Origin of the sequence: Anoxybacillus sp. P3H1B (assembly GCF_001560855.1) — a bacterium.
Classification (GTDB): Bacteria; Bacillota; Bacilli; order Bacillales; family Anoxybacillaceae; genus Anoxybacteroides; species Anoxybacteroides rupiense.
Window position 1 is genome coordinate 1 of record NZ_LPUG01000015.1, and the last position, 24,096, is coordinate 24,096.

The window sequence follows — 24,096 nt, forward strand, 5'->3', positions numbered from 1 at the left end:
TCTCATAAGCTTTAATAACTTCATATTTAAACTCTTCAGAATAATGTTTGCCAGACACAGAAAAACTCCCCCTAAGAGAAAACAGATTTTTATTTTTTAATCTGTCTACCTTAGGGGGAGCATATCAGTTGCAGTCAGTTTTTTTATTTGGAATCCATTATATATAGAAGGTTTTATATAAAAAACACGATCGAAAAACAAACGTTATGGATTTTTAGTTGTCATTTGTGATTGTTGAATTAAAGCGTTCCTGCTCTCAATACTGAAATACCGCTATTTTTAAATTTTTATATTTTTCTGATTTTTATGTTGACAATGCGGATTACGTGTATTAATATTATGTTTAACAGACGATAAAATAAAAAACATAATAAGGAGGGAGAAGAGGTGGATCCATCTACTATTCTGAAAGAAAAGGTTCAAAACGGTTTTATTGTAGAAGGATTAGAAGACATGAATGAAGAGTACTTACAAGCTCTTAAACAAACGTTAATCATTGTTGGGGATACGGAATTGTTAAGCATCCCGCCTTTACTTACGGTATATGATCAAGCTCCTACACTAAACAACAAGATTACCGCGCTGGCCATTATGCAAGACGAGATCGGCCATGCTCACATCGCTTACCGCCTCTTAAAAGATTTAGGACAAAATATTGATGATTTACTCTATAAACGTGAACCACATCGTTGGAAAAATCCGTATGCATTTGATTTTGAGCTGTCCAATTGGATTGAGCTAGGAGTCTTTAACGCCTTTTTTGATCGAGCCGGGTATACGCTCCTTGGCGACGCCTTCGAATATACGTCCTATGGTCCTTGGAAACGTGCATTAGTGAAAGTTGACAAGGAAGAGTTGTTCCATCTTAGAAACGGCGAAGTGATTATGAGAACGGCCATGCAGGACCCAGAACTGCGCGAAGAGGTACAAAAAGCCGTTGATTGGATGTTTTTAATGGCCCTTGAATTTTTTGGGGTAGAAGATCGTTTGAAAAGCCGATCAGCGCAGCTTGAATATCGTTTAAAAGGACGAACGAATGATGAATTGCGCCAAAAATGGCTATCTACTGCTGTTCCTTTCTGTGAATCGATTGGGGTGAAAGTGCCTGCTCATTATGATGAACAACAGCAAAAATACGTGTTGGACGTCCCGTTCCCATGTAAATTCGATCCGGTCAATAAAAAGTGGCTAGTTGACCAGCCGGATACATGGGATAACGTGATCAAGCGATTTAAGCAAAGAGGACCGCATAATAAACAATTTGTTGAGCGCATTCAAAAAGGAGCCAAAGAATTAGAGCAATTACGAAAGGATGCGGTGTGATGGGAAAAATCGGGAGCGACACAAAGAAGTATTGGGAAGCGCTGAAGGAAGTGATGGACCCCGAATTTCCAATAAGCGTCGTTGATATGGGACTCATTTATGATATCGAAAAAAATGGCGATGAGCTTCATATTACGATGACATATACCGCAGTTTCTTGCGCATGCATGGAATGGATCGAACAAGACATTCGGCATCGTCTCCTTCAAGAGAACGGGGTTCAGGCAGTGCAGATTAACGTGGTCTGGGATCCGCCATGGACGGTGGATAGGTTGAGTCCTGAAGGGCGCGAAAAATTGAAATATTGGGGAGTGAGTTCAAAATAATGGTGGCTACGAAAAGAAAAACATTTGACATTTTCGCCCGAATTAAGCGCGGAGATCCATTAACCCATATCGGCACTGTTGAGGCAGAAAACGAACATCTGGCCAAAGTCTATGCCTCCTTTACTTATGATGAAGAAGATTGGTCAGAAATGACGGTTGTCGACCGCAGTCAGATTGTTTGGGTGAAAAAGCCTAACTGGTTATTTGCGCAGAAGGAGGGCAGAGTCCGATGAACCATACGCAACGGGAAGTACATGCATTGACGGAATTGCTTGAGACGATCGCCGATCATAAATATGTCCTTGGGGATCGTTTGGTGGAAGTAGGAGTGAGCGGTCCCAATATCGAGGCGACATTAGCGGCGATTGCCATGGCGCAAGGAGAATTAGGGCACGCAAGACTACTATATAACTGGTGTTTTGATTTGCGCGGCATTCGCGGAAAAAAAGCGGAGATTTACGGCCAGACCGGGAAAGCGTTTACAAGTATTGTGAATGTGAACAACTGGATCACGCTCATTGCGGCCTTGTATGCTACGAACCTAGCCATCGATATTGTGTGGCAATCTTTTCTCCAAGCGAATCATCCGGCTGTCACTTCACGTATCCAAAAGCTTATCCGCGAGCAGCAAGATCATTTAATATACGCGAAAAGCTGGGCTTATGAGCTTCGTCATGAACAGGGAGCGATACCAAGTCGTTTTGCACAGGCGTTAAATCATACGGTCAACGAAGTATACGTTTGGCTGACAGAGATTGAGAAAAAAGAAGAATTACAAACAGAAGGGTATTTGCCTATGAATATAAACCTAGCCAATCAATTTAAAGAACAACTAAAGGAAGTGGCGGCGGAATCGCTTGTACAAATGAACTAAGCGAAAACAGAAGCAGGGAGATTTGCGGGAGGTGAGAAGAACGAGGAGAAGCTTAGCGTTTTAGAGCAGCGGGGTACATGCGGTCTTTTACTATAAAATCAATTCTAATAGAAGGAGAGGAGAAGATAAAATGGCGGTAGAAACAAAAACGAAAAATTTAACAGTGGTAAAAAACGAAGGGGTGGCGGAAATTCATTTGCACATTAACAAATCCAATTCTTATGATCTCGCCTTTTATCAGGAGCTGAATGCGGCGATCGACGACATTCGGTTTGATCCAAACATAAAAGTGGTTGTGCTGATGAGCGATATGCCGAAATTTTTCTCAGCGGGGGCGGATATCCACTTTTTACGGGCAGCGGATCCACGGTTTAAAACGCAATTTTGCTTGTTCTGTAACGAGACATTAGATAAAATCGCGCGCGCTCCTCAAGTGTATATCGCTTGTTTAGAAGGGCATACGGTCGGGGGAGGACTGGAAATGGCATTGGCGTGCGATCTTCGGTTCATGGGAGAGGAGGCAGGAAAAATCGGACTGCCGGAAGTGACGCTTGGAGTGTTGGCGGGAACAGGAGGCACGCAGCGGCTGGCGCGTCTGGTTGGCTATTCTCGTGCGTTGGATATGAACATTAGCGGGGAGACAGTGACGCCGCAAGAAGCGCTAGAGATCGGGCTGGTAAATAGGGTATTTCCACAAGCGGAGACGAGGGAACGGACGCTGGAATATGCGCGGAAGATCGTCAGCAGTGCAACTTATGCGGTATCGAATATTAAGCTATCGATTATGAATGGAAAAGAAATGCCGTTAAATGTGGCAATTCGTTACGAAGGGGAGCTACAAAACTTGTTATTCCGTTCGGAGGATGCGAAAGAGGGATTGAGCGCCTTTTTAGAAAAACGCCAGCCAAATTGGAAGGGAATGTAAAGGGTAGGTTCGTGAATGAGGCCCCGGAAATGGATTGGTTAAGCCTATTTCTGCGGGCTTCCTGCTTCGGTTTCTGCATGGGTCCACTTGATGTCCAATTTTAAAATAATGGGATGGTGAGCCATGGAATTACGCGGACTAGGGATGCTTTATAATGCAGGGAATTTGTTTATTGATGACCATATCCGTAATGGATTAGGAGAAAAGACGGCGATTTATTATCGCGATCAGCAAATTTGTTATCGCGAGCTTCAGGAGAGAACGAATCAAACGGGGAATATGCTGCGGGCACTTGGATATAAATTGGAAGATCGTATCATTATGGTATGCCATGACGGCCCGGAATTTATTTACACATTTTTTGGTGCCATTAAAATCGGGGCTGTGCCAATTCCGGTTAACACGATGATGCAGCCGTCTGATTACGAATATTTTTTAAATAATAGCCGCGCCAAAGGGTTGATTATTCATGCCGATCTTTGGGAGACGCTTCAGCATTTAAAGGAGCGGTTTGTGTTTTTAGAGCATGTGATCGTAATTTATGAAAGCGCTGACATTAAAAGGGATGGCACCCTTGATTTTTATCGCTTGCTTGATCGCGCCAGCAAGGAGTTGGACGTTGCCCCGACAAATAAAGACGATGCAGCATTTTGGCTTTTTAGCTCCGGCAGCACGGGAGAGCCAAAAGGGGTGATCCATTTACAGCACGACATGGAATATGCATTGAATACCTATGCTAAGCAAGTGCTGAAAATCACCGAAGATGATCGTTGTCTCTCCGCATCGAAATTGTATTTTGCTTATGGACTGGGCGGAGGCCTGTATTTCCCGCTCGGTGTCGGTGCTTCTACGATTCTTGTGAAAGAACGCCCTTTGCCGGAAATGATATTTGAAGCTATTGAAACGTACAAGCCAACCATCTTTTTCGGTGTTCCGACACTATATGGAGCGATGATTGATTATGTGCAAAAAACAGGGAAACAGTTTGATCTTCGTTCCTTGCGTGTGTGTGTTTCTGCTGGGGAGGCCCTTCCGCCTGCGTTTTATCGAAAATGGAAGGAACTGTTCAATGTGGATATTTTAGATGGGATCGGATCTACAGAGGCGCTTCATATTTTTATCTCCAATCGGCTGGGCGATATTAAAGAAGGAAGTTCAGGAAAAGTGGTACCGGGTTACGACGTAAAGATTATTGATTCGCAAGGAATGGAATTGCCGCCTAACGAAATAGGCGATCTAGTGATTCATGGCGATTCCATTGCTCACGGCTATTGGAATCTTCATGAGCAAAATAAGAAAAAATTTGTTGGAGACTGGTTGTATATTGGCGATAAATACTATCGTGACGATGATGGATACTATTGGTATTGCGGGCGTTCCGATGATATGCTCAAAGTGGGAGGAATATGGGTTTCTCCGATTGAAATTGAAAATTGCCTTTTACAGCATGATGATGTTTTGGAAGCTGCTGTCGTGAGCATTGAAAATGATCGGAATCTTACCATTCCGAAAGCGTTCGTTGTGCTGAAAGATGGAATAGAACCATCGAAAGAAAAGGAAGAAGAGCTAAAGCAATTTGCGAAACAACATTTAGCCCACTATAAGCATCCGCGCGTGATTGAATTTATTGATCAGCTTCCGAAAACCGCTACTGGAAAAATTCAACGTTTTAAATTGCGAGAATTATTGAAGCATCAATAAGAGGAAGGAAACCATTGAAGGGGCGATGGGCATGAAAAGAAATGAATTTCAGCTCCGTGTCAATTTCGGTGATACCGATACAGCTGGAATTGTCTACTATCCTAACTATTTTAAGTGGTTTGATATCGCCGGACATCAATTTTTCCGAAGCATTGGACTGCCGCCTTTAAAACTAATGAAAGAACAGCAAATTATCCTTCCTCTTCTTCAGGCCGATTGTAGATTTGAGCATCCATTGTATTACGATGATGTTGTAACCATTAAGACGGAAGTCGAGGAAATTAAACGTAAAACGGTCAAATTAAAACATGAAGTGTTCCGGGGAGAGATGAGAACGGGTTACGGCTTTGAAGTGAGAGGCTGGGTAAAAGAAGACAGCGGCCGCATCTTTGCTGTCCCCATTCCTGATGATGTCCGGAAGCTGCTTGAAGAAGAGGGAATGGGACCGTGCGTTCAAGTAAATCCATGGCTTCATGCTTGAGGTGTGCTTGTATTTTTTTAAAAGCCAAGAGCGTTTATCGCCTCCTTGGCTCTTTTTCACTGTGGGTAAAAGAAAGCCATATATTGAAAAACGGAGGGAGTCCATTGATAAGAAAAGCGAAAAGAACCGAACTAATAGAAGTGGCTCAAGGCCGCCGCCCCGCTGATCTTGTCATTCAAGGCGGAATGGTTGCGAATGTTTATTCTGGAGAGTTTTTGCGGCAAAATGTTGCCATTTATCAAGATACGATTGCCTATGTTGGGGAGAAGGATGTGGCAGTAAATGATGAAACTATTATCATGGATGCAAGCGGAATGTATGTCTCTCCCGGATTTATTGAACCACATGCTCATCCTTGGGTTTTTTATAATCCTGTTAGTATGACAAAAAAGGCATTGTCTTTAGGCACTACGACGACCGTGAACGATAACTTGTTTTTTTATTTGCACTTGGGAGCTGACGGATTTAAACAATTAGTCCGTGATCTGCAAACAATGCCAGGCAACTTCTTTTGGCTTGTTCGTCTTGTTTCACAAGCGGATTTCCCTGGGGAGCGCGATTGGTTTCAACCAAAAGAAATTCAAGCGTTGCTTTTTATGGATGAAGTCGCCGGGACGGCTGAAGTGACAAGGTGGCCATTATTGTACGAAGGCGATCCAGTTTTAATGGAGACAATCGAAATCGCGAAAAAAATAGGAAAAATAGTAGACGGACATACGGCCGGCTGTTCTTATGACAAGTTAAATAGTATTGCAGCAAGCGGCGTCGATGCTTGTCATGAAGCGATTACAGCGAAAGAAGCGCTTGATCGGCTGCGGCTTGGGATGTGGACCACGCTTCGCAACAGTTCTCTCCGTCCGGATTTTCCGGAGATTATTCGTCTTATTACTGAGGGGCGGGTCAATACACAACGAATTACCATGACGACAGATGGGGCTCATCCTAGTTTTATTGAAAAAGAAGGTTTTGTGGACGGATTGATTCGAAAAGCGGTCGAACTTGGAGTGCCGCCGATGACGGCTCTGCAAATGGCAACGATTAATGCGGCGACATATTTGCGCCTTGATGATCAAATTGGAGGAATAGCGCCGGGCAAGCTTGCTGATATGGTACTTCTGCCTGACCTAACCACTTTTAAACCGACTTTTGTCATCTCGAAAGGAACACTTATTGCTCAAGACGGGCAGCTGCTCACGCCATTCCCCGCAATAAAATGGAATAAGTATGCGACAAAAAAGCCATTTTTGTTTCCAAAAGAGCAATTAGCGGATGAACGCTTGTACTGTTATCCGCATTTGTCGGATGCCCGCTCTGTTCCTGTTGTTTCGTTTAAAAGCAATGTTATTACAGAACGAAGAGACGTTGCTTTGCCATCGGTGAATGGATATGCGGATCTTTCTAAAAGCGAAGGGCTGCTTTATGCCTCGCTTATTGCCCGCGATGGGCAGTGGGTAGCGAAGGCGATTTTAGATCGATTTGCAGTGAATCTTGATGGCATGGCGTCGACGTACAATACAACAACCGAACTGCTTGTGATCGGCAAATCCCCGAAGGCAATGGCTATTGCGGCGCAGCGAGTGCACGAAATGGGCGGCGGTGTGGTGGTAGTCGACCATAACGAAATTGTCGTCGAAATCCCGCTGCCGTTTACAGGGATGATGACGATTGATGATTCGTTTGAAGCAGCGGTTCGTTACCACGATCAACTGCTGCATGCTCTTCAGAAAAGAGGCTTTCCTTTCCATGATATTTTATATACGCTGCTGTTTTTAACATGTGATTTTCTGCCGGGGCTTCGTCTTATTCCGTATGGTCTATACGATGTAAAGCGCAATGACATTTTGCTCCCGGCACAGCTGTTATCCGACTGCCTCTTGCAGCATTAGCCTGCATTTTATGGTGACTCTTACATGTCGCTTGATTGTGGTCCTTTTCTCATCTGGCGGACTCGCATCAGAAAAAAGGGCGATTGATTATGAAAAAATGGTTAAGACGGAGTCGTCGATCTCCAATCGTGCAAAAATCCCGGGGGATCGACGACATATTTCTAGTAGCCAAAACTCCTACAGCGATCAAGCAAAGAAAGTGTTGATCGAATTTTAAGACAAGCTTATAATAACATTGTATCCATTTTCCAAATGCTGATTTCATCATCATTTTTGGGGGTTTTTATCTTAACTATGAGGAATTGAAACCTCTCATCCTCCCTTTGGTATCGATGTCCCCACCAGTTTTTATCTTAACTATGAGGAATTGAAACAACGAAGGGAAACTTGAAGAATTCAAAGCGAAGGAGTTTTTATCTTAACTATGAGGAATTGAAACTCGGTGTCATCGTATTCAATAATTTGTGGAGTTCCGTTTTTATCTTAACTATGAGGAATTGAAACTTGGGAAAATGTCCCATACGTTTTACATGAGGATGGCTCAAGTTTTTATCTTAACTATGAGGAATTGAAACGCTTAATCGGCTACACAATCGGGAAAGCCGACGCGTTTTTATCTTAACTATGAGGAATTGAACGGCTCAAAAAAATCTCCCACCTCTGCAATGCGGGTGGGAGAGAGTTGTTAAAGGGGGGACTTAAAGGTCGAAATCGTTTGGATTTTTGCCGATTCGTTTGTTTTGGTTTAATGAGTAAATCCGTTCCATTTCTTCAGCTGTCAGTTCGAAATCAAAGATTTCGGCATTTTCTTTTATTCGTTGAGGTGTGACGGATTTCGGAATTGTGACCACTTGATTTTGCAGGTCCCAGCGCAGAATAACCTGTGCCGGTGATTTGCCATATTTATTGGCAATGTCGACCAGAATCGGTTCTTCTAGCAAAACGCCGCGCATGAGCGGAGACCATGCTTCCAGCTGAATCTGATGCTTTCGGCAAAAAGCATGAAGCTCTTGTTGTGTCAATCGAGGGTGATATTCCACTTGATTGACCATTGGTTTAATTTCGCAGTCGGTCATTAAGTTCTCTAAATGATGAATGTGGAAATTGCTCACGCCAATCGCGCGAACAAATCCCTCTTTATAAAGCTTTTCCAAGGCTCTGTATGTTTCTTTATATGTTTCTTTCACTGGCCAATGCACTAAGTATAAATCCACGTATTCAAGCCCAAGTTTGTTTGCGCTTCTTTTAAAGGCTTGAAGTGTTTCTTCATATCCTTGTTCTGTGTTCCACACTTTTGTTGTAACGAACAGCTGCTCACGCGGTATTCCGGATTCTTTGATCGCTTGGCCGACCCCTTCTTCATTTTCATAGAAGGAAGCTGTATCGATGTGGCGGTAGCCGATTTCCAGCGCTGTCCGCACTGCTTTGACAACCTCATCGCCGTTTGACACTTTATAAACTCCAAGTCCGAGCCACGGCATTTTTACCCCATTTGATAATAAAGCGCTGTCTGTGATGCTTTTCATGGCAATCCCCCTATCCAAATTTTGTATAAGTTTATTATCTTTGCGTTTGTTTGAAAAAGCAAAACATATGCATCATTCATGGGGTCAATTTTTAACGCTCTGTTTAAATAGTAGGAAGCAGACATAATACGGCGAAAAAGTGAGCGATTGAACCCGCCAATACAAACAGGTGCCAAATAGCGTGATGAAATTTTACACCTCTCCATACGTAAAAAATAGCGCCAATCGTATACAAAACTCCCCCAGATACGAGAAATAACAGGCCTTCAGAGCTAAGATTGGCTGCCAGGGGCTTCCAAGCAAAGATGATGAGCCAGCCCATTACAATGTAGAGAAGGGTGGAAGTATATAAAAAACGAGTGACAAAAAAGCATTTAAAAACTGTGCCTGCAACCGCAAGCCCCCAGACGATTCCAAACAAAATCCATCCTGTTGTTCCTTTGACGGCCAAAAAAAGAAACGGGGTATAGGTTCCAGCGATGAAAAAGTAAATGGAGGAGTGGTCAAAAATCTGAAATAATTGTTTTCCTTTTCCTTCTGGCAATCCGTGGCTGATAGTGGAGGATAAATATAAGATAAGCATGGTGCTGCCAAATAAGCTAAAGCTAATGACGTGCCATTCATTTCCATAAATAGCGGACATTACAACAAGAATAACGAGTCCGGCGATGCTTAATATCGCTCCAATTCCATGAGTAATCGCATGAACAATTTCCTCTGTTTTTGTAAATGTATGCGTACTAGCCAAACAGTCCATCCCTTTCCATAAAAATATTCTTTTCTATTGTAGCACGAACTGGATGAATGAACCAGTAAAGTCCTTGTATGTTGAAATAGGAAAATGAAAACGGCGTTTAGAGCCATGGTGATGAAAAACAAGCAGAGTATTCCTCTATTTTTACAAAATGTTCAATTTTTTCTAGTGGAAGTAAAGGAATGATGTGGTGATTTGTAGAAATCTATCCATATCCCTCGAAAAAAGGAGAGTGCTGTAGATGAAAGCGGCTAGATGGTATCAGGCGAGAGATATTCGCGTAGAGGAAGTTCCAGAGCCAAAAGCGGAGGCGGGACAAGTAAAAATTAAAGTAGCATATGCGGGGATTTGCGGTTCAGATTTACATGAATATTTAGCAGGGCCTATTTTTGTGCCGGTAAAGGAACCACATCCGCTTTCAAAGGACAAAGCGCCGATTATTATGGGGCATGAGTATGCTGGAGAGGTTGTCGAAGCCGGAGAAGGTGTAGGACGTATTCAGGTGGGCGACCGCGTTTGTGTGGAACCGATTTATAGCTGCGGCGAGTGTCCGTCTTGCCGAAAAGGGCATTATAACGTTTGTGAAAAGTTGGGATTTGTTGGTCTATCTGGAGGATACGGGGGATTTGCCGAATATAGCGTGGTTCCGGCCCACATGGTGCATAAAATTCCTGATCACATGTCATGGGAGCAAGCTGCATTGGTGGAGCCTACAGCAGTAGCTGTTCATGCTGTGCGCCAAAGTGGTTTACAGATTGGAGATACAGTAGCTGTATTTGGTGCGGGACCGATTGGCTTGCTTGTCATTCAAGCGGCAAGAGCAGCAGGGGCAAGCAACATTATTGCGGTGGAGGTTTCACCAGAGCGTCAGGAGCTTGCCCGGAAGGTAGGAGCGGATCTGGTCATCCATCCCTTAGAGCAGGAAGCTGTCGCCGAAATTTTTGCTTATACAGAAGGGCTTGGGGCAGATGTCTCATTTGAGGTGGCGGGCGTTGAGGCAACGCTGAATATGGCGGTCACGGCGACAAGGCCTGAGGGAAATATTGTGAATGTGAGTATCTGGGAGAAGCCGACATCTTTGCCAGTAAACCATTTAGTGTTGACCGAGCGGAAGATGACAAGCATCATTGCTTACCGCAATATTTTTCCACAGGTCATTCGTTTAATTGCGAATGGTCAAATCAACGCCTTGGATCTTGTGACAAGCTATATTCGTTTAGATGAAATTGTACCAAAAGGGTTTGAAGCGTTAACGACTCAAAAAAGCCAAATCAAAATTTTAGTTCAGCCGTCTATATAGATACCATTTAACGTTTGCACATATATGTTATTTGTATTGCTTCCCAGCGGTTCAAGGCAAGTCTCTGCGGCTTGCCTTTCTTTCATGCCAGCTTTTTTAGAAACGATAGATTGAAAAGGATGATTCGTTAGCCTTATAACAGACAAGAAACTTTTCGGGCGATAACCGTCTGATGATCGCCAGGAAGAACGACTCTGTTTGGCGCAGCTCTGCTAGTTGCCTTTCATTGGGAAGTAGGGGACTTTGAAAAATAGAAGGAACTGCACTGTATATCGAGAATATATCTAAAAAGGTTCCAGTGTTTTGAGGATAAAATCCTTAATTAGGAAAGGACGTGTTGGAGAGTGTACCATCAGCCGCAAAGCAGCACATGGACAGGAAGGATTGACAGCAGTACGGATCCGCTCAGCTTTCGATTTCATCAGCGTGTGCAACTAAAAAATATAGATGAACTTGAAAAAATGACAGGTGGAAAAGCATTTGCTTTATTAGGATTTCAATGTGATGAAGGTGTCAAGCGAAATAAGGGGCGCGTCGGAGCTTATTACGGCCCGGTGGAAGTAAAAAAAGCATTGGCCCATTTGCCATGGCATTTTTCTGACAAGACATTCGTTTTCGATGTCGGCAATGTCGGCTGTGACGATCATCATCTGGCACAAAGCCAACAGCAACTAGGCGAAGCGGTTCAGCATCTCATTCAGTATCACATCACCCCGATTATTATTGGAGGAGGCCATGAAACGGCGTACGGGCATTACTTAGGGGTACGCCAAGCAGCTGGAACGGAAAAGAGCATCGGCATCATTAATATAGATGCTCATTTTGATATGAGGCCCTACGATCAGGGAACGTCATCAGGTACGATGTTTCGCCAAATATTAGATGCAGACCGCCAAGCTGGATATTTATGTCTCGGAATTCAGCCTTTTGGCAATACAGCCGCTTTGTTTGAAACCGCTCAGCGGTATGGTTGTGTTTATGTTTTAGAGGAACAGGTGACGTGGGAGAGGATCAAAGAGGTATATACGACGATTGAACAATTTATCGAAAAATACGATGTCGTGATGCTGACGCTTTGCATGGATGCGATCAGCGCCAGCGCAGCCCCTGGAGTAAGTGCGCCATCTCCGTTTGGATTCGATCCGAAAATCGTTCGCGCTCTGATCCGGCATATCGTTGCTCATCCAAAAACGACAAGCTTTGATATTTCTGAAGTGAATCCGACTGTCGATGAAAATCGCAAAACGATTACATTAGCCGCCTATTTGTGCGCTGAGGCGCTTGCAGGGTTTGAGCGAAGGAAAGTGTGATAAGAATGCCAGGTGGGTGAAGATGTGATGAAATTGTTGATTGCGGAACGTGACCATCATGAACGAATAGCGCTTGAATGGCTTATTTCTGCTTATTCACTTCCCATAAGCAGTGTATTAACAGCTAGTACGTTATCTAAAACAATGGAATTATTAGAAAAAGAAGCTCCCGATATTCTGTATATAGAATTAGATATGGTTCCTAGTGAGAATTGGGGGAGAATGACGAGATACGTGAAAAGCTTTTGTCGAAGAATTATTACTGTCACTGCAGAAGCAACATTTGTACGTGCAAAGCAAGCACTTGAGTGGCAAAGTGTAGACTTGCTTATTAAACCAATTGAACCTGTAAAAATTAAACATTGCTTGCAAGCAGCACTTTCATGCTCTATTGGTGACGGGATGGTGAATACGCCAGCTTCTTTTACAGATGATGATTTATCATATCGATCTTTATTTTGTCCAGGAGAGCAGTCAGCCAATATTTCTCTCATTTTACTGCAAACAGAGAATGTAAAAAGCATACCAGAGTTGATATCTTTTTTAGCCTATTATCCATTTTACGAGTCTCCCACCATTCTGCCGTTGACGGATATGGTTGTCTGCGTATTTTCAGGTGCAAACAAAGATTTAAAAGAAGAGGCATGGAAAATTTTAAGAGAATGGGAGAGAACGAGTTCTGAACCGCTCGCAGCAGTGCTTGTTTCTCCTCGTTCAAATAAAACTACAGTGCGGGATCTATATCAAACGGCGAGAAGACTATTGGAAGTGACTTTCTTTATCGGATATCATCAAGTGATTGTACCGAAGGATGAATATGAATACTGGAAGGAGATGGACCCCTTTTTAACACCGAACGAACAACGAGAATGGATTGAGATGCTGAATAATTTTGACAAACAAAAAATAAAAACTTGGATGCACAATGAATTTTTATTTATAAAAACTCCATTTCCCAATCCAGAAATGCTTCGAACGAGATTAACCAGTATTTTGGCTCAAATTAGACGATTTATGAAAACTTATCAGCTTGATCAATATGAGATGGAAGAGTATTATATGAGAATTTTTGCAGAAATCTTATACAACAGGGTATTGTATCGGATTGTACAAGAAATGCTTCTATTTCTTTATGAATTACTTGATCGTGCCAAGAAGGCCGAGACATTAGCGAAAAAAGATGTCATTGAAAAAGGCATTAGCTATATCGAAAAATATTTTGCTGAGCCGGATTTGACGCTTGAGAAAGTTGCTGAAGCCGTAGGAAGAAGCCCAGCCTATTATAGCCATTTGTTAATGAAAAGAAAAGGGGTGTCTTTCCGCCAACTGTTAGCTCATACGAGAATAACGGAAGCAAAACGTCTTTTGGTAGAGACCGAATTGTCAATTAAAGAAGTCGCTTATCAGGTTGGTTTTCGCCATCCCAATTATTTTAACCGTCTTTTTAAAGAAATAACGACGATGACACCCAAAGAATACCGAATGTACAAGTGGAATGGAGGACATTTGAAAAGAGAGTATTGAAATAGAGATAAACAAATGAAGATAATTTTTTACATTTATAAAATACAAAGTTTAGCTGTTTTTCATTAGCGTTTAAGTATAAGAAAATATACGGTTTTTATATAGTGAGATGTATCTTTATAAGAAAAAGATCTGTTCAATGTGATGTAAGAGATCAGCCATATATTGGCTGTCTTTTTTTATCGAAAATAATTATAAAAATCTAAAATAATTATAAAAAAAGCTCTAAATTTCATTCGAATTATTAGATTATTCTAAAATATGTATCGTGATTCGAAATGAGGGGTGATATATTTCACGTTATTTCTATTTTATAATTATCTGTAAATTCAGAAATATAGAAAATGAGGTGATTGAATGACAGGGACAAAACGATTATTAGAAACGTATACTTCTTCTACTCTACATGCTAAGGGATGGATTCAAGAAGCAGCACTCCGCATGTTAACTAATAATTTAAATCCTGATGTTGCAGAACGTCCTCAAGATTTAGTGGTATATGGAGGAATTGGAAAAGCTGCTCGTAATTGGGAATGTTATGACATGATTGTGGAAACGTTATTAAACTTAGAAAATGATGAAACATTGTTGATTCAATCGGGCAAACCTGTAGCTGTTTTTAAAACACATAAGGATGCTCCACGTGTTTTGATAGCTAACTCTAACTTGGTTCCAGCATGGGCTAATTGGGATTGTTTTCATGAACTTGATAAAAAAGGATTGATTATGTATGGACAAATGACGGCGGGAAGTTGGATTTATATTGGGAGTCAAGGAATTATTCAAGGAACATATGAGACTTTTGCTGAATTGGCCCGCCAGCATTACCAAGGAACGCTACAAGGAACCATTACCGTAACAGCAGGGCTTGGAGGGATGGGGGGAGCCCAGCCACTTGCAGTCACATTGAATGGCGGAGTCTGTATTGCCATTGAAATGGATCGCTCTCGCATTCAACGTCGTCTTGATACAAAGTATTTAGACACAATGACAGAGAATCTCGCTGAAGCCATTGACATGGCAAAACAAGCGAAGGAGCAAGGAAGAGCTTTGTCAATTGGATTGCTGGGAAATGTTGCGGAATTATTACCGGAAATGGTAAAAAAAGAATTCATTCCAGAAATATTAACGGATCAAACTTCTGCCCATGATCCGCTTAACGGATATTTTCCAGCAGGGATAAAGATTGAAGAAGCAATCGAGCTCCGCAACCGCGATCCTCAACAGTATGTGAAACGCGCGAAACAAACGATTGCTGAACATGTAAAAGCCATGCTGGTAATGCAGAAAAAAGGGGCAGTTACATTTGATTATGGGAACAATATTCGCCAAATAGCAAAAGATGAAGGAGTAGAGAATGCTTTTGATTTTCCTGGGTTCGTGCCTGCTTATATTCGCCCTCAATTTTGCGAAGGAAAGGGGCCTTTTCGATGGGTAGCATTATCTGGAGATCCAGAAGATATTTATAAAACGGATGAAGTAATTTTACGGGAATTTAGTGATAATAAGCATTTATGTAATTGGATTCGTATGGCTCGAGAAAAGATTCAGTTTCAAGGATTGCCAGCACGCATTTGCTGGCTAGGGTATGGAGAAAGAAAAAAATTCGGGAAAATTATTAATGACATGGTAGCCAAAGGAGATTTAAAGGCACCAATTGTGATCGGTCGGGACCATTTAGATTCAGGCTCTGTAGCATCGCCCAATAGAGAAACAGAAGGAATGAAGGATGGCAGTGATGCGATTGCAGACTGGCCAATCTTAAATGCGCTTATTAATGCAGTGGGAGGCGCTAGTTGGGTATCAGTTCATCATGGTGGAGGTGTTGGCATGGGATATTCTATTCATGCGGGAATGGTAATTGTTGCTGACGGAACAAGAGAAGCGGAAAAACGTCTTGAGCGTGTATTAACGACAGATCCTGGAATGGGTGTTGTTCGCCATGCCGATGCCGGTTATGAACTAGCTATTAGGACAGCTAAGGAAAAAGGAATTCATATGCCAATGCTAAGGTGACAAGGAGGAGAGAAGTGAATGTGCCCCCTCTTCGTTCGCAATGCGAAACAATTGATTACTTTAAAAGGAAGTTCTACAGCCCCTTTAAAGAAAGAAAAAATGAGAGAACTTCATATTATTGAGAATGGAAGTGTTTGGATCGAAGAAGGAAGAATTGTTGCTGTAGGGACAGATCAAGAGCTTTGTAAACAATTTCAAGCGAAAATAGATAAGGCAGAAATAGTTGATGCAACGGGAAAGACGGTCATGCCAGGATTTGTTGATCCTCATACTCATCTTGTCTATGCTGGCAGCCGTGAAAAAGAGTTTGCTATGAGACTAGATGGCATGACCTATATGGAAATTATGAATGCTGGCGGTGGTATTTATGCAACAACGAGAGCGACCCGGAAGGCGTCAGAGGAGGAATTGTTTATAGAGGGGAAGAAACGACTTGATCAATTTTTATTGCATGGGGTTACAACAATTGAAGCAAAAAGTGGTTATGGTCTGAATTTAAAACATGAGCTCAAGCAGTTAGTTGTTGCGAAAAAATTGCATGCAGCCCATCCTATTGACATCATTTCCACATTTATGGGTGCCCATGCTATCCCGGTAGAGTTTAAGGACCGTCCTAATCAATTTGTGTATACCATCGTTGAAGAGATGATTCCAGAAGTAAAGAAGTGGGAGCTTGCAGAATTTAATGATGTATTTTGCGACAGAGGCGTTTTTACTCCAGAGCAAGCAAAAATTATTTTAGAAGCAGGGAAGGCTTATGGATTAACCCCAAAAATTCATGCAGATGAAATTGAGCCGTACGGATGTGCAGAGTTAGCTGCAGAGATTGGAGCGATTTCCGCTGATCATCTATTATGTGTGTCAGATGAGGGAATTAAGCGGATGGCTGAAAAAGGCGTTATCGCTGTTTTGCTGCCTGGTACAGCATTCTTCTTAATGAAAGAAGCAGCAAATGGAAGAAAAATGATTGATGCAGGAGTTCCGATTGCTCTTGCTACTGATTATAACCCGGGTTCTTCTCCAACTGTATCGCTTCCATTAATAATGTTGCTTGGTTGCCTTCATATGGGAATGACTCCAGAAGAGGTTATAGTTGCCGTTACGATTAATGCTGCTCACTCCATTCGACGCGGACATGAAATCGGCAGTATTGAGGCAGGGAAAAAAGCAGATATGACGATTTTTAATGTATCGAACTATATTCAATTAATTTATTACTACGGCATGAATCATGCAGAGACCGTGATTAAGAATGGACAAGTAGTTGTTGCAAAGGGACAGCTTTGTTACTGATGCTTTCTTTACAAGTTATGTATGAAAATAAAATAAGGAGGTATGAAAGAATGAAGGTAGATACAGATAAACAATCTTTTTTATCATTACAGCCTCCCTTAGGGCATGCATGGAAGTTTTTTGTTTATAGTGCTATCGGCATATTTATGTTTTTTATTCCTATAAAAATAGGAGAAAATTCATCTATTATGTTAGATCACATGGTCTCTTGGATACGTGCTGAATTCCCATCTCTTGTTCGATATTACGCTTTTATGGTTATTTTGCTAGGAGCTGTGTATCCATTTATTAATAAAACATGGAATAAGAATGCTGTCACCATCATTTTTTCTGTGCTAAAAGTAATAGGATTACTTGTTGCTGCCTTGCTGCTGTTTAAGATTGGACCATCATGGTTATTTAGAGAGGACATGGGACCTTTTTTATATGATAAATTGGTGATTTCAGTTGGTTTGTTAGTCCCCATTGGTTCGATATTTCTCGCACTTCTTGTAGGGTATGGTCTTTTAGAATTTATAGGAGTATGGATGCAGCCTGTTATGCGGCCGATTTGGAAGACTCCTGGTCGATCAGCTATTGATGCAGTTGCGTCGTTTGTTGGAAGTTATTCAATCGGATTATTAATCACTAATAAAGTATTTAAAGAGGGGAAATACACAATTAAAGAAGCTGCGATTATTGCGACAGGCTTTTCTACTGTATCTGTTACATTTATGGTGGTCGTTGCGAAAACACTTGGACTTATGGATATATGGAACACGTATTTTTGGATCACATTTTTCGTCACATTTCTTGTCACAGCTATTACGGTTAGGATATGGCCATTAAGTAGGATGAGCGATGAGTATTATGGTGGGAAAGGCCAGCCTGAGGAAAAAGTAAAAGGGAACTATATGAAGAAGGCTTGGTCAGAAGCTATGGAGGCTGTACAACATTCGAAAGGCCTCATTGAAAATGTGTGGGATAATCTAAAAGATGGCTTTGTTATGACAATGAGTATTCTGCCGTCCATCATGTCTGTCGGGTTGCTTGGCTTACTGCTAGCAGAATACACACCGTTATTTGATATTATAGGATATCTTTTCTATCCGGTAACTGCTTTGCTACAAATTCCCGAACCATTGCTTGCAGCTAAAGCCTCAGCTATAGAGATTGCCGAAATGTTTTTACCTGCATTACTAGTAACAGAAGCACCACTTATTACTAAATTTATTATTGCTGTTGTCTCCATTTCAGCTATTCTTTTTTTCTCAGCCGTGATCCCATGCATTCTTTCCACAGAAATTCCGCTTAGTATTCCGAAGCTGTTGGTCATTTGGGTTGAACGGACGGTTCTTACTCTTGTAATCGTCACTCCTATTGCTTATTGGCTTTTATAACCGTACATTTGTGCTGATATCTGTATAGCTTTCTGCCTCCCCCGCAAACAAGGAACGCCAGTGGGCAAATGGACTTACCCACCAAGCGTTCCTTATTTGCGCGGGGCTTAGTCGGCAAGCAAATCGGCTTGCCGATTTCAGCAGAAAAGCGGGAAACCCGGTATTGTTCATTGGATGATAGCAGCAAACAAAGGGTGTCTCTTTTTAGACTATTGACAACCACTTTTATGCTGCACTAGTGGCCTCGCAATTGTGTTTGCTAGGAAAAAAAGGGAGGATGAAAAAGCGGATGCAGCCAAAGTCAAAATGGACTTTGGCTGCGATTATCCTCGTTCCCTTTGTTGTTGCTTCAATAAGTCGCGGATTTCGCTCAACAGCTCCTCTTGTTTGGATAACACAGGCTGTTCTTCTATTTTTTCTTGCTTTTTGCGTTGATGCAGTTTGTTTAATCCTTTTACAAGCAAAAAGATGGAAAAGGCAACAATAAGAAAATCAACGATGGTTTGGATAAACATCCCGTATTTTATATTGGCTTTTCCAAATTGAAATGAGAGGCTGCTAAAATCAAGACCGCCAAGCAGTAAACCGAGTAGTGGCATGATCATATCGTTGACAAGAGAAGAAACGATTTTGTTAAAGGCGCCGCCGATAATCACCCCAATCGCTAAATCAACAATATTTCCACGCATTGCAAAATCTTTAAATTCTTTCCACATAGATAACACCTCATTTTAACAAGTATAACATATTTATAAAAGATTCTAGGAGGAAATTTATGAATGGGAGAAAGAAGAACGGGGTGATGAGGTAAACGAATAGCAATTTAATATAAAATGACTATTTACATATATTTACACTAACCTATAATAAGACTGTGGAAAATAATTACAAATGATGAAGGTGTATACCATCTTGTAAGCTCTATACAAAGGGATTGTTCCTATGTTGCTGTTTCCATTAATCAATGAAACTACAGGGGGGGACATGATGAAAAATAAAAAATGGCTTGCTGCTTTATTCGTTTTCTTGCTGGGAGCTTGTTCGGATAAGGAACCATCAGGACCTGAAGCTAGAGAAGGAGGCTCAAAAACAAGAGAAACGGTAGTAGATTCAGAGCAAACCAACCAGCAAGATGTCCAAAATGGTCATATCACGAACCACAACGAAAACACACAAACGAATCCATCATTGACTCCAGATGAGCTAAAAAAGCAGCTTCAGCTTAGCATGACAAAAGAAGCGGTGGATGCATTATTAAAGGTTCAAGCGGTACGGGTGGTGGATTCTGAGGGGAGCGGTGTCATCATGTACCGTTATGATATAGGCTTTCCGAAAACGTATCAGTTTCAAGCGACGAAGGGATCAAGTGGGATGGAGCTTGATGAAATCGATGTAGATGGCGTCAAAACATACAATGGGATTGTCGTATTTGCCACTTATGATAACAAAGACGAAGCTCAGCGCTACTCCATCGTTTATCTTGAGCAAGGCAAAATCTATCATTATATACACAATCCAGATTATGAAAAAACAGAAATGATTCAATGAAACTTCTCCCGCCTACACTCTATTTGGAGGCAGAAGACTTCTCGGGGAAGATGTTAAAAAAGAAGGAGACGGTTTTGTTGCATAATATAGTTAGTCGGTTAATAGGGAAGGGATAAAAGTCAATACACGGAACCGGTTTTATCATCTTCAAGCAAGAAAACCCCACTTCAATGCATAAGGTATAAGTGGGGAAGCATTCTATAAAGCGCGTTATTTTCATCCTTCCGCGGCGACTTTGTTTGATAGATAGAGAGGAAATGGGGCAGCAGATAATAGCTTAGCTCATTTCCTCTTATGTTTCCGTCATGGTGCCGCCATTCACATGTAATACTTGACCTGTGACATAAGAGGAATCATCGGAAGCAAGATAAACGTATGTCGGAGCTAATTCGTACGGCTGTCCGGCTCTGCGCATCGGTGTATCGGTGCCGAAGGTTTTGACTCTGTCAGCTGAAAAAGAGGAAACGATTAACGGGGTCCAAATGGGGCCGGGTGCCACCGCATTGACGCGTATGCCTTTTTCTACTAGTTGCAGTGCTAACGATCTAGTAAACGATACAACTGCCCCTTTTGTTGACGAATAATCCACTAACGACGGTTCACCTTCATAAGCTGTAACAGAGGCCGTGCTCATAATAGAGCTGCCCGGCTTTAAATAAGGCAAAGCTGCTTGTGTGATGAAAAACATAGGAAAAATATTAGTGCGAAATGTATTTTCTAACTGTTCTTTTGAAATGTTAAGAATACTTCGTTGCGGATATTGCACCCCTTGATTTAAAACGAGAATATGCAGCTTGCCAAAAGCATCGATCGTTTCTTGAACAAGCTGATGGCAAAATCGCTCTTCTCTTAGGTCGCCAGAAAGCAGTAAACAACGCTGCCCGTATTTTTCTATATATTCTTTCGTCTCTTTGGCATCCTCATGCTCATCTAAGTAAGCAATGGCCACATCGGCTCCTTCTTTGGCAAAAGCGATGGCTACCGCTCGCCCGATTCCGCTGTCTCCTCCTGTAATAATGGCCACTTTATTTTGCAGTTTACCGCTTCCTTTATAACCAGGATGATCAAAAATAGGCCGGGGATTCATGATATACTCCAAGCCAGGCTGTTTTGGCTGATGCTGAGGCGGAAACGCGATCGGCTTCTGTTTGCAGACCGTTTCATAACTGTAATATGGATATACGGGAATCATTTCTCTTTCCCTCCTTACCGTTCATCAACACCCATCGTATGCATATGGTTATGAAATGGTTCATCAGACTGTTGATGAACGTATTTATCGTTGGTCGCTGATCTCGATTGCCCCCGCATGAATTTCTTTTGTTCGCTTCACGTCTCCACTTGGCGCCGTTCCTTGTTTGCCAAGCGTTTTCAAGCCATTCTGATGTTATGGATAAAATCAAAATGGACTTTGTCGATAACCTGTCATGAATAAAACGACTATAACTATAAATGGAAAAAACATCGTGAACTTGGAATCATAGAAGGCTTGCTTTCTCTCCTTGCTACAGCGGTTCTGTTGTTGATGCCCCATTTCTCGCTGATTGGGACTCTGCTGCCATGACGCGGTTTCGTCCCGTTTGCTTGGCCATATAAAGCGCTTTATCGGCATCGTTATAGCATGTGTGAAACGAATGACTGAGCTTGGCGATACCGAAGCTTGCGGTAACTTTGATGGTTTTTCCTTCATATGAAAAAGAATGGGCTTCGATCGTTTGCCGAAGCTGCTCGGCGATTTCTTTGCCAAGCTGTAAGCCGGTTTGGGGAAGCAAAATGATAAATTCCTCCCCGCCAAGGCGGGCAGAAATATCGGTGATCTTCAGCGTAGCTTGAATAATGTCAGAAAGCTCTTTTAAAATTTGATCGCCTGCAGGATGACCAAAGTCATCATTCACCTTTTTAAAGAAATCGATATCTAAAATAATAATGCAAGCTTCTTGGTTGGTCTTCCCATTTTTAATAGCTTCCGTATTAGCTAGCTCGATAAAATGCATCCGATTGAAAAGACCGGTCAGAGCATCGCGAGTAGCTAAAAATTGCAGCGACTCGTTTTTTTCTTCCAGATTCCTTTGTTGCTCTTGGATGACGTGATTTTGCTTCAGCTTAGACAGATGATTTTTCCAAAGGATCAGCGATATGCCTAATCCCATTCCTGTAGCCGTTACGCTGTTAATTCGAATATGGATCAACAATTCGGGTACATGCTGTGTCCATGTAACCATATAAAAAAATAAAAAGAAAGTGGCTGCATAAACGACAACTGCGATGATAGGCGGGATTAAGAAAATCAAACCGACTCCTATGCAGGCTGTTAGTAGAGGGTTGATATTAGTGGTAACAAGCTGGTCACTTACACAAAGCAGAATGCCAAAAAGGAGATTCAAAAAAATAGACATCGTTTGCATCAAGTAAGCTTTCTTCTCTCCTTCTTTTTCTTGCTTTTTTATTTTAAAGGCAATCAAGCCCAAAATCATATTTGCCAACAGCATAGTCAAATGAAGAGTAATAATAGAGTGATACCAGAGGACAACATGCTGAGGACTTGATGGAACATTAAGTCCAAAAAATGCGATGTGCACGATATTTATGGCTCCCATGATCCAACTTAATAAATACATGCGTTGAATATTGATCACACTGGCTGCTTCTAATAACTTCCTATCAAAGCTAATCAGTTGAAAAAATTTGCTTTTTATTTTGTTGTTCACTTAGCATCCCCTCCCTTTGTCTTGGGGTCTTTTTTACTATCAAATTGTTTTATATCCCGGAATGTGCCTGGATGTTCAATGTGAAACAGGTGGCATACTAGGTCAATGATTCGATTGGCTAGGCTGAACCAATATCATTTTTGATAGATACGCTTTAGATGCTGGCTGGTCGGATGCCAAGTAGTGAATCATTCATTAGATTAAGATAATAGTACTATTATACCATGTTTTGATGGGGATCGAGGATGGTTTTATGAACAGGATATGAAATTCTTTCATGTAGGTCCAGATGGAAAAAATGACATAAACTAAACCTTTTCATAAAAATGAGTACTTGAATATCCAAAAGCCAGTCCTGTATTCGTATACGTATATTTTCCTATATGATGAACTCATTTTCTCTGAGTTGAAAAAGGGGATTCCTTTTTTAATGATAGTGGTGATGAAACGGGATAAAAAATAGTAATAAGTAAAGGAGGAAGGTAATAAATTAGTTGCAAACGTTTTAATGATGATTGTATACAGTCGACGAAAATGAAGGTGAGAAGATTGAAGCCGCAGATGATGAAGAGAGAAACGTTAAAAAAACAAGTGTATGAATATTTACGGGAAGAAATTATGAATGGACGCATTGCACCTGGCGAACGATTAATCGAGGAGAAAATTGCAAAGAAAATTGAGGTGAGCCGCAGTCCTATTCGAGAAGCCATTCGCTTACTGGAGAAAGATGGTCTTGTTATTGTAAATAAAAGGGGTGGGGTGACGGTATTTCATCCAGATATCAGCCATTTTCAACATCTTTATGAATGCCGAGTGGAGTTGGAACCAGCTGCCGCTTATTATGCAGCGCAGCGAATTACGAAAGAACAAATCAGGATGTTGCGCCAACATTTGCCCTCGAAACATGAGATATGCAGACAATACGAGCTCAAAAAAATCCACGACATGAACGTTAAATTTCATGAAGGAATCATCGAAGCGAGCGGCAATCCTTTCTTAATTAAAACCATTTGTCATCTTAGAGGAATCAACAGCATGTATCGAATGGCGATACTGAAAAGAAATGATCTGCGAGTGGAATTAGCGATCGAAGAGCATTTTAACATATTTGAAGCGATTGCGAGCGGATGTGCAGATGATGCGCGCCGATATATGCGGGAACACATTGAAAGCGATTACAAATTTTATGTCCATCTTTACAGCGAAAGGAAGTGAACGGTTG

General features: G+C 41.7%; 21 protein-coding genes and 1 CRISPR repeat array. Of the genes, 16 read left to right on the forward strand and 5 right to left on the reverse strand.

Going from position 1 to position 24,096, the window contains the following annotated elements:
- The first annotated feature begins 387 nt into the window (after positions 1–387).
- From AT864_RS09205 to AT864_RS09240, 8 genes are all read left to right on the forward strand, one after another.
- Entirely contained in the window at positions 388–1,323 is a 936-nt protein-coding gene (locus AT864_RS09205) for a Phenylacetic acid catabolic protein (protein ID WP_066148484.1), read from the forward strand.
- Positions 1,323–1,649, forward strand: coding sequence for a metal-sulfur cluster assembly factor (locus AT864_RS09210; protein WP_066148486.1), 327 nt, complete (start codon positions 1,323–1,325; stop codon positions 1,647–1,649). Before AT864_RS09205 ends, AT864_RS09210 begins: the two co-directional genes overlap by 1 nt.
- On the forward strand, positions 1,649–1,882 hold the full coding sequence (locus AT864_RS09215; RefSeq protein ID WP_044742350.1) for a hypothetical protein: 234 nt from the start codon (positions 1,649–1,651) through the stop codon (positions 1,880–1,882). The genes AT864_RS09210 and AT864_RS09215 overlap by 1 nt, the downstream gene beginning before the upstream one ends.
- Positions 1,879–2,523, forward strand: coding sequence for a Phenylacetic acid catabolic protein (locus AT864_RS09220; RefSeq protein WP_066148489.1), 645 nt, complete (start codon positions 1,879–1,881; stop codon positions 2,521–2,523). Before AT864_RS09215 ends, AT864_RS09220 begins: the two co-directional genes overlap by 4 nt.
- 130 nt (positions 2,524–2,653) lie before the next feature.
- Entirely contained in the window at positions 2,654–3,448 is a 795-nt protein-coding gene (locus tag AT864_RS09225) for an enoyl-CoA hydratase/isomerase family protein (protein WP_066148491.1), read from the forward strand.
- Positions 3,449–3,571: 123 nt separating this feature from the next.
- Positions 3,572–5,149 carry a benzoate-CoA ligase family protein gene (locus tag AT864_RS09230; protein WP_066148493.1) on the forward strand — a complete coding sequence of 526 codons (1,578 nt, stop codon included), beginning with the start codon at positions 3,572–3,574 and terminating at the stop codon, positions 5,147–5,149.
- Positions 5,150–5,180: 31 nt separating this feature from the next.
- A complete protein-coding gene (locus AT864_RS09235) occupies positions 5,181–5,630 on the forward strand; it encodes a thioesterase family protein (protein WP_066148495.1) in 450 nt (149 codons plus the stop codon).
- A gap of 104 nt (positions 5,631–5,734) precedes the next feature.
- The gene (locus AT864_RS09240; RefSeq protein WP_066148497.1) at positions 5,735–7,516 is read left to right on the forward strand and encodes an adenine deaminase C-terminal domain-containing protein; all 1,782 of its coding nucleotides are present in this window, start codon (positions 5,735–5,737) and stop codon (positions 7,514–7,516) included.
- Between the two features lie 279 nt (positions 7,517–7,795).
- Positions 7,796–8,155: direct repeats of the CRISPR family, unit length 30 nt; unit sequence GTTTTTATCTTAACTATGAGGAATTGAAAC.
- 59 nt (positions 8,156–8,214) lie between these two features.
- Here the strand turns inward: AT864_RS09240 and AT864_RS09245 are convergent.
- Together AT864_RS09245 and AT864_RS09250 are read right to left on the reverse strand one after the other, a co-directional pair.
- Positions 8,215–9,042, reverse strand: coding sequence for an aldo/keto reductase (locus AT864_RS09245; RefSeq protein WP_066148499.1), 828 nt, complete (start codon positions 9,040–9,042; stop codon positions 8,215–8,217).
- A gap of 103 nt (positions 9,043–9,145) precedes the next feature.
- Positions 9,146–9,790 carry a hemolysin III family protein gene (locus AT864_RS09250; protein WP_066148501.1) on the reverse strand — a complete coding sequence of 215 codons (645 nt, stop codon included), beginning with the start codon at positions 9,788–9,790 and terminating at the stop codon, positions 9,146–9,148.
- Between the two features lie 247 nt (positions 9,791–10,037).
- Between AT864_RS09250 and AT864_RS09255 the strand changes: the two genes are divergently transcribed.
- The 6 genes from AT864_RS09255 (at position 10,038) to AT864_RS09280 (ending at position 18,618) form a co-directional block, all read left to right on the forward strand.
- Entirely contained in the window at positions 10,038–11,096 is a 1,059-nt protein-coding gene (locus AT864_RS09255; RefSeq protein ID WP_066148503.1) for a 2,3-butanediol dehydrogenase, read from the forward strand.
- A 344-nt stretch (positions 11,097–11,440) separates the two neighbouring features.
- Positions 11,441–12,406: a formimidoylglutamase gene (gene hutG, locus AT864_RS09260; protein ID WP_066148505.1), complete on the forward strand. Its 966-nt coding sequence runs from the start codon at positions 11,441–11,443 to the stop codon at positions 12,404–12,406.
- A gap of 27 nt (positions 12,407–12,433) precedes the next feature.
- Positions 12,434–13,930, forward strand: coding sequence for a helix-turn-helix domain-containing protein (locus tag AT864_RS09265; protein ID WP_066148716.1), 1,497 nt, complete (start codon positions 12,434–12,436; stop codon positions 13,928–13,930).
- 357 nt (positions 13,931–14,287) lie between these two features.
- The gene (hutU, locus tag AT864_RS09270) at positions 14,288–15,946 is read left to right on the forward strand and encodes a urocanate hydratase (RefSeq protein WP_044746363.1); all 1,659 of its coding nucleotides are present in this window, start codon (positions 14,288–14,290) and stop codon (positions 15,944–15,946) included.
- Positions 15,947–15,964: 18 nt separating this feature from the next.
- Positions 15,965–17,239 carry an imidazolonepropionase gene (hutI, locus tag AT864_RS09275; protein ID WP_044746364.1) on the forward strand — a complete coding sequence of 425 codons (1,275 nt, stop codon included), beginning with the start codon at positions 15,965–15,967 and terminating at the stop codon, positions 17,237–17,239.
- 50 nt (positions 17,240–17,289) lie between these two features.
- Positions 17,290–18,618 carry a YjiH family protein gene (locus tag AT864_RS09280; protein ID WP_066148507.1) on the forward strand — a complete coding sequence of 443 codons (1,329 nt, stop codon included), beginning with the start codon at positions 17,290–17,292 and terminating at the stop codon, positions 18,616–18,618.
- Positions 18,619–18,941: 323 nt separating this feature from the next.
- Here AT864_RS09280 and mscL read toward each other — a convergent pair whose 3' ends face one another.
- Positions 18,942–19,334, reverse strand: coding sequence for a large conductance mechanosensitive channel protein MscL (gene mscL, locus AT864_RS09285; RefSeq protein ID WP_066148509.1), 393 nt, complete (start codon positions 19,332–19,334; stop codon positions 18,942–18,944).
- A 271-nt stretch (positions 19,335–19,605) separates the two neighbouring features.
- Here mscL and AT864_RS09290 point away from each other — a divergent pair, with 271 nt between their 5' ends.
- Positions 19,606–20,166 carry a hypothetical protein gene (locus tag AT864_RS09290; protein WP_066148511.1) on the forward strand — a complete coding sequence of 187 codons (561 nt, stop codon included), beginning with the start codon at positions 19,606–19,608 and terminating at the stop codon, positions 20,164–20,166.
- 292 nt (positions 20,167–20,458) lie between these two features.
- On the opposite strand, the gene AT864_RS09295 is transcribed toward AT864_RS09290, so the two are convergent.
- Entirely contained in the window at positions 20,459–21,358 is a 900-nt protein-coding gene (locus AT864_RS09295; protein WP_044746369.1) for an SDR family oxidoreductase, read from the reverse strand.
- A 313-nt stretch (positions 21,359–21,671) separates the two neighbouring features.
- A complete protein-coding gene (locus tag AT864_RS09300; RefSeq protein WP_052661037.1) occupies positions 21,672–22,874 on the reverse strand; it encodes a GGDEF domain-containing protein in 1,203 nt (400 codons plus the stop codon).
- Between the two features lie 540 nt (positions 22,875–23,414).
- On the opposite strand from AT864_RS09300, the gene AT864_RS09305 reads away from it, so the two are divergent.
- Complete coding sequence (locus tag AT864_RS09305; RefSeq protein WP_231734621.1) at positions 23,415–24,089, forward strand: GntR family transcriptional regulator; 675 nt, start codon at positions 23,415–23,417, stop codon at positions 24,087–24,089.
- Positions 24,090–24,096: the final 7 nt, after the last annotated feature.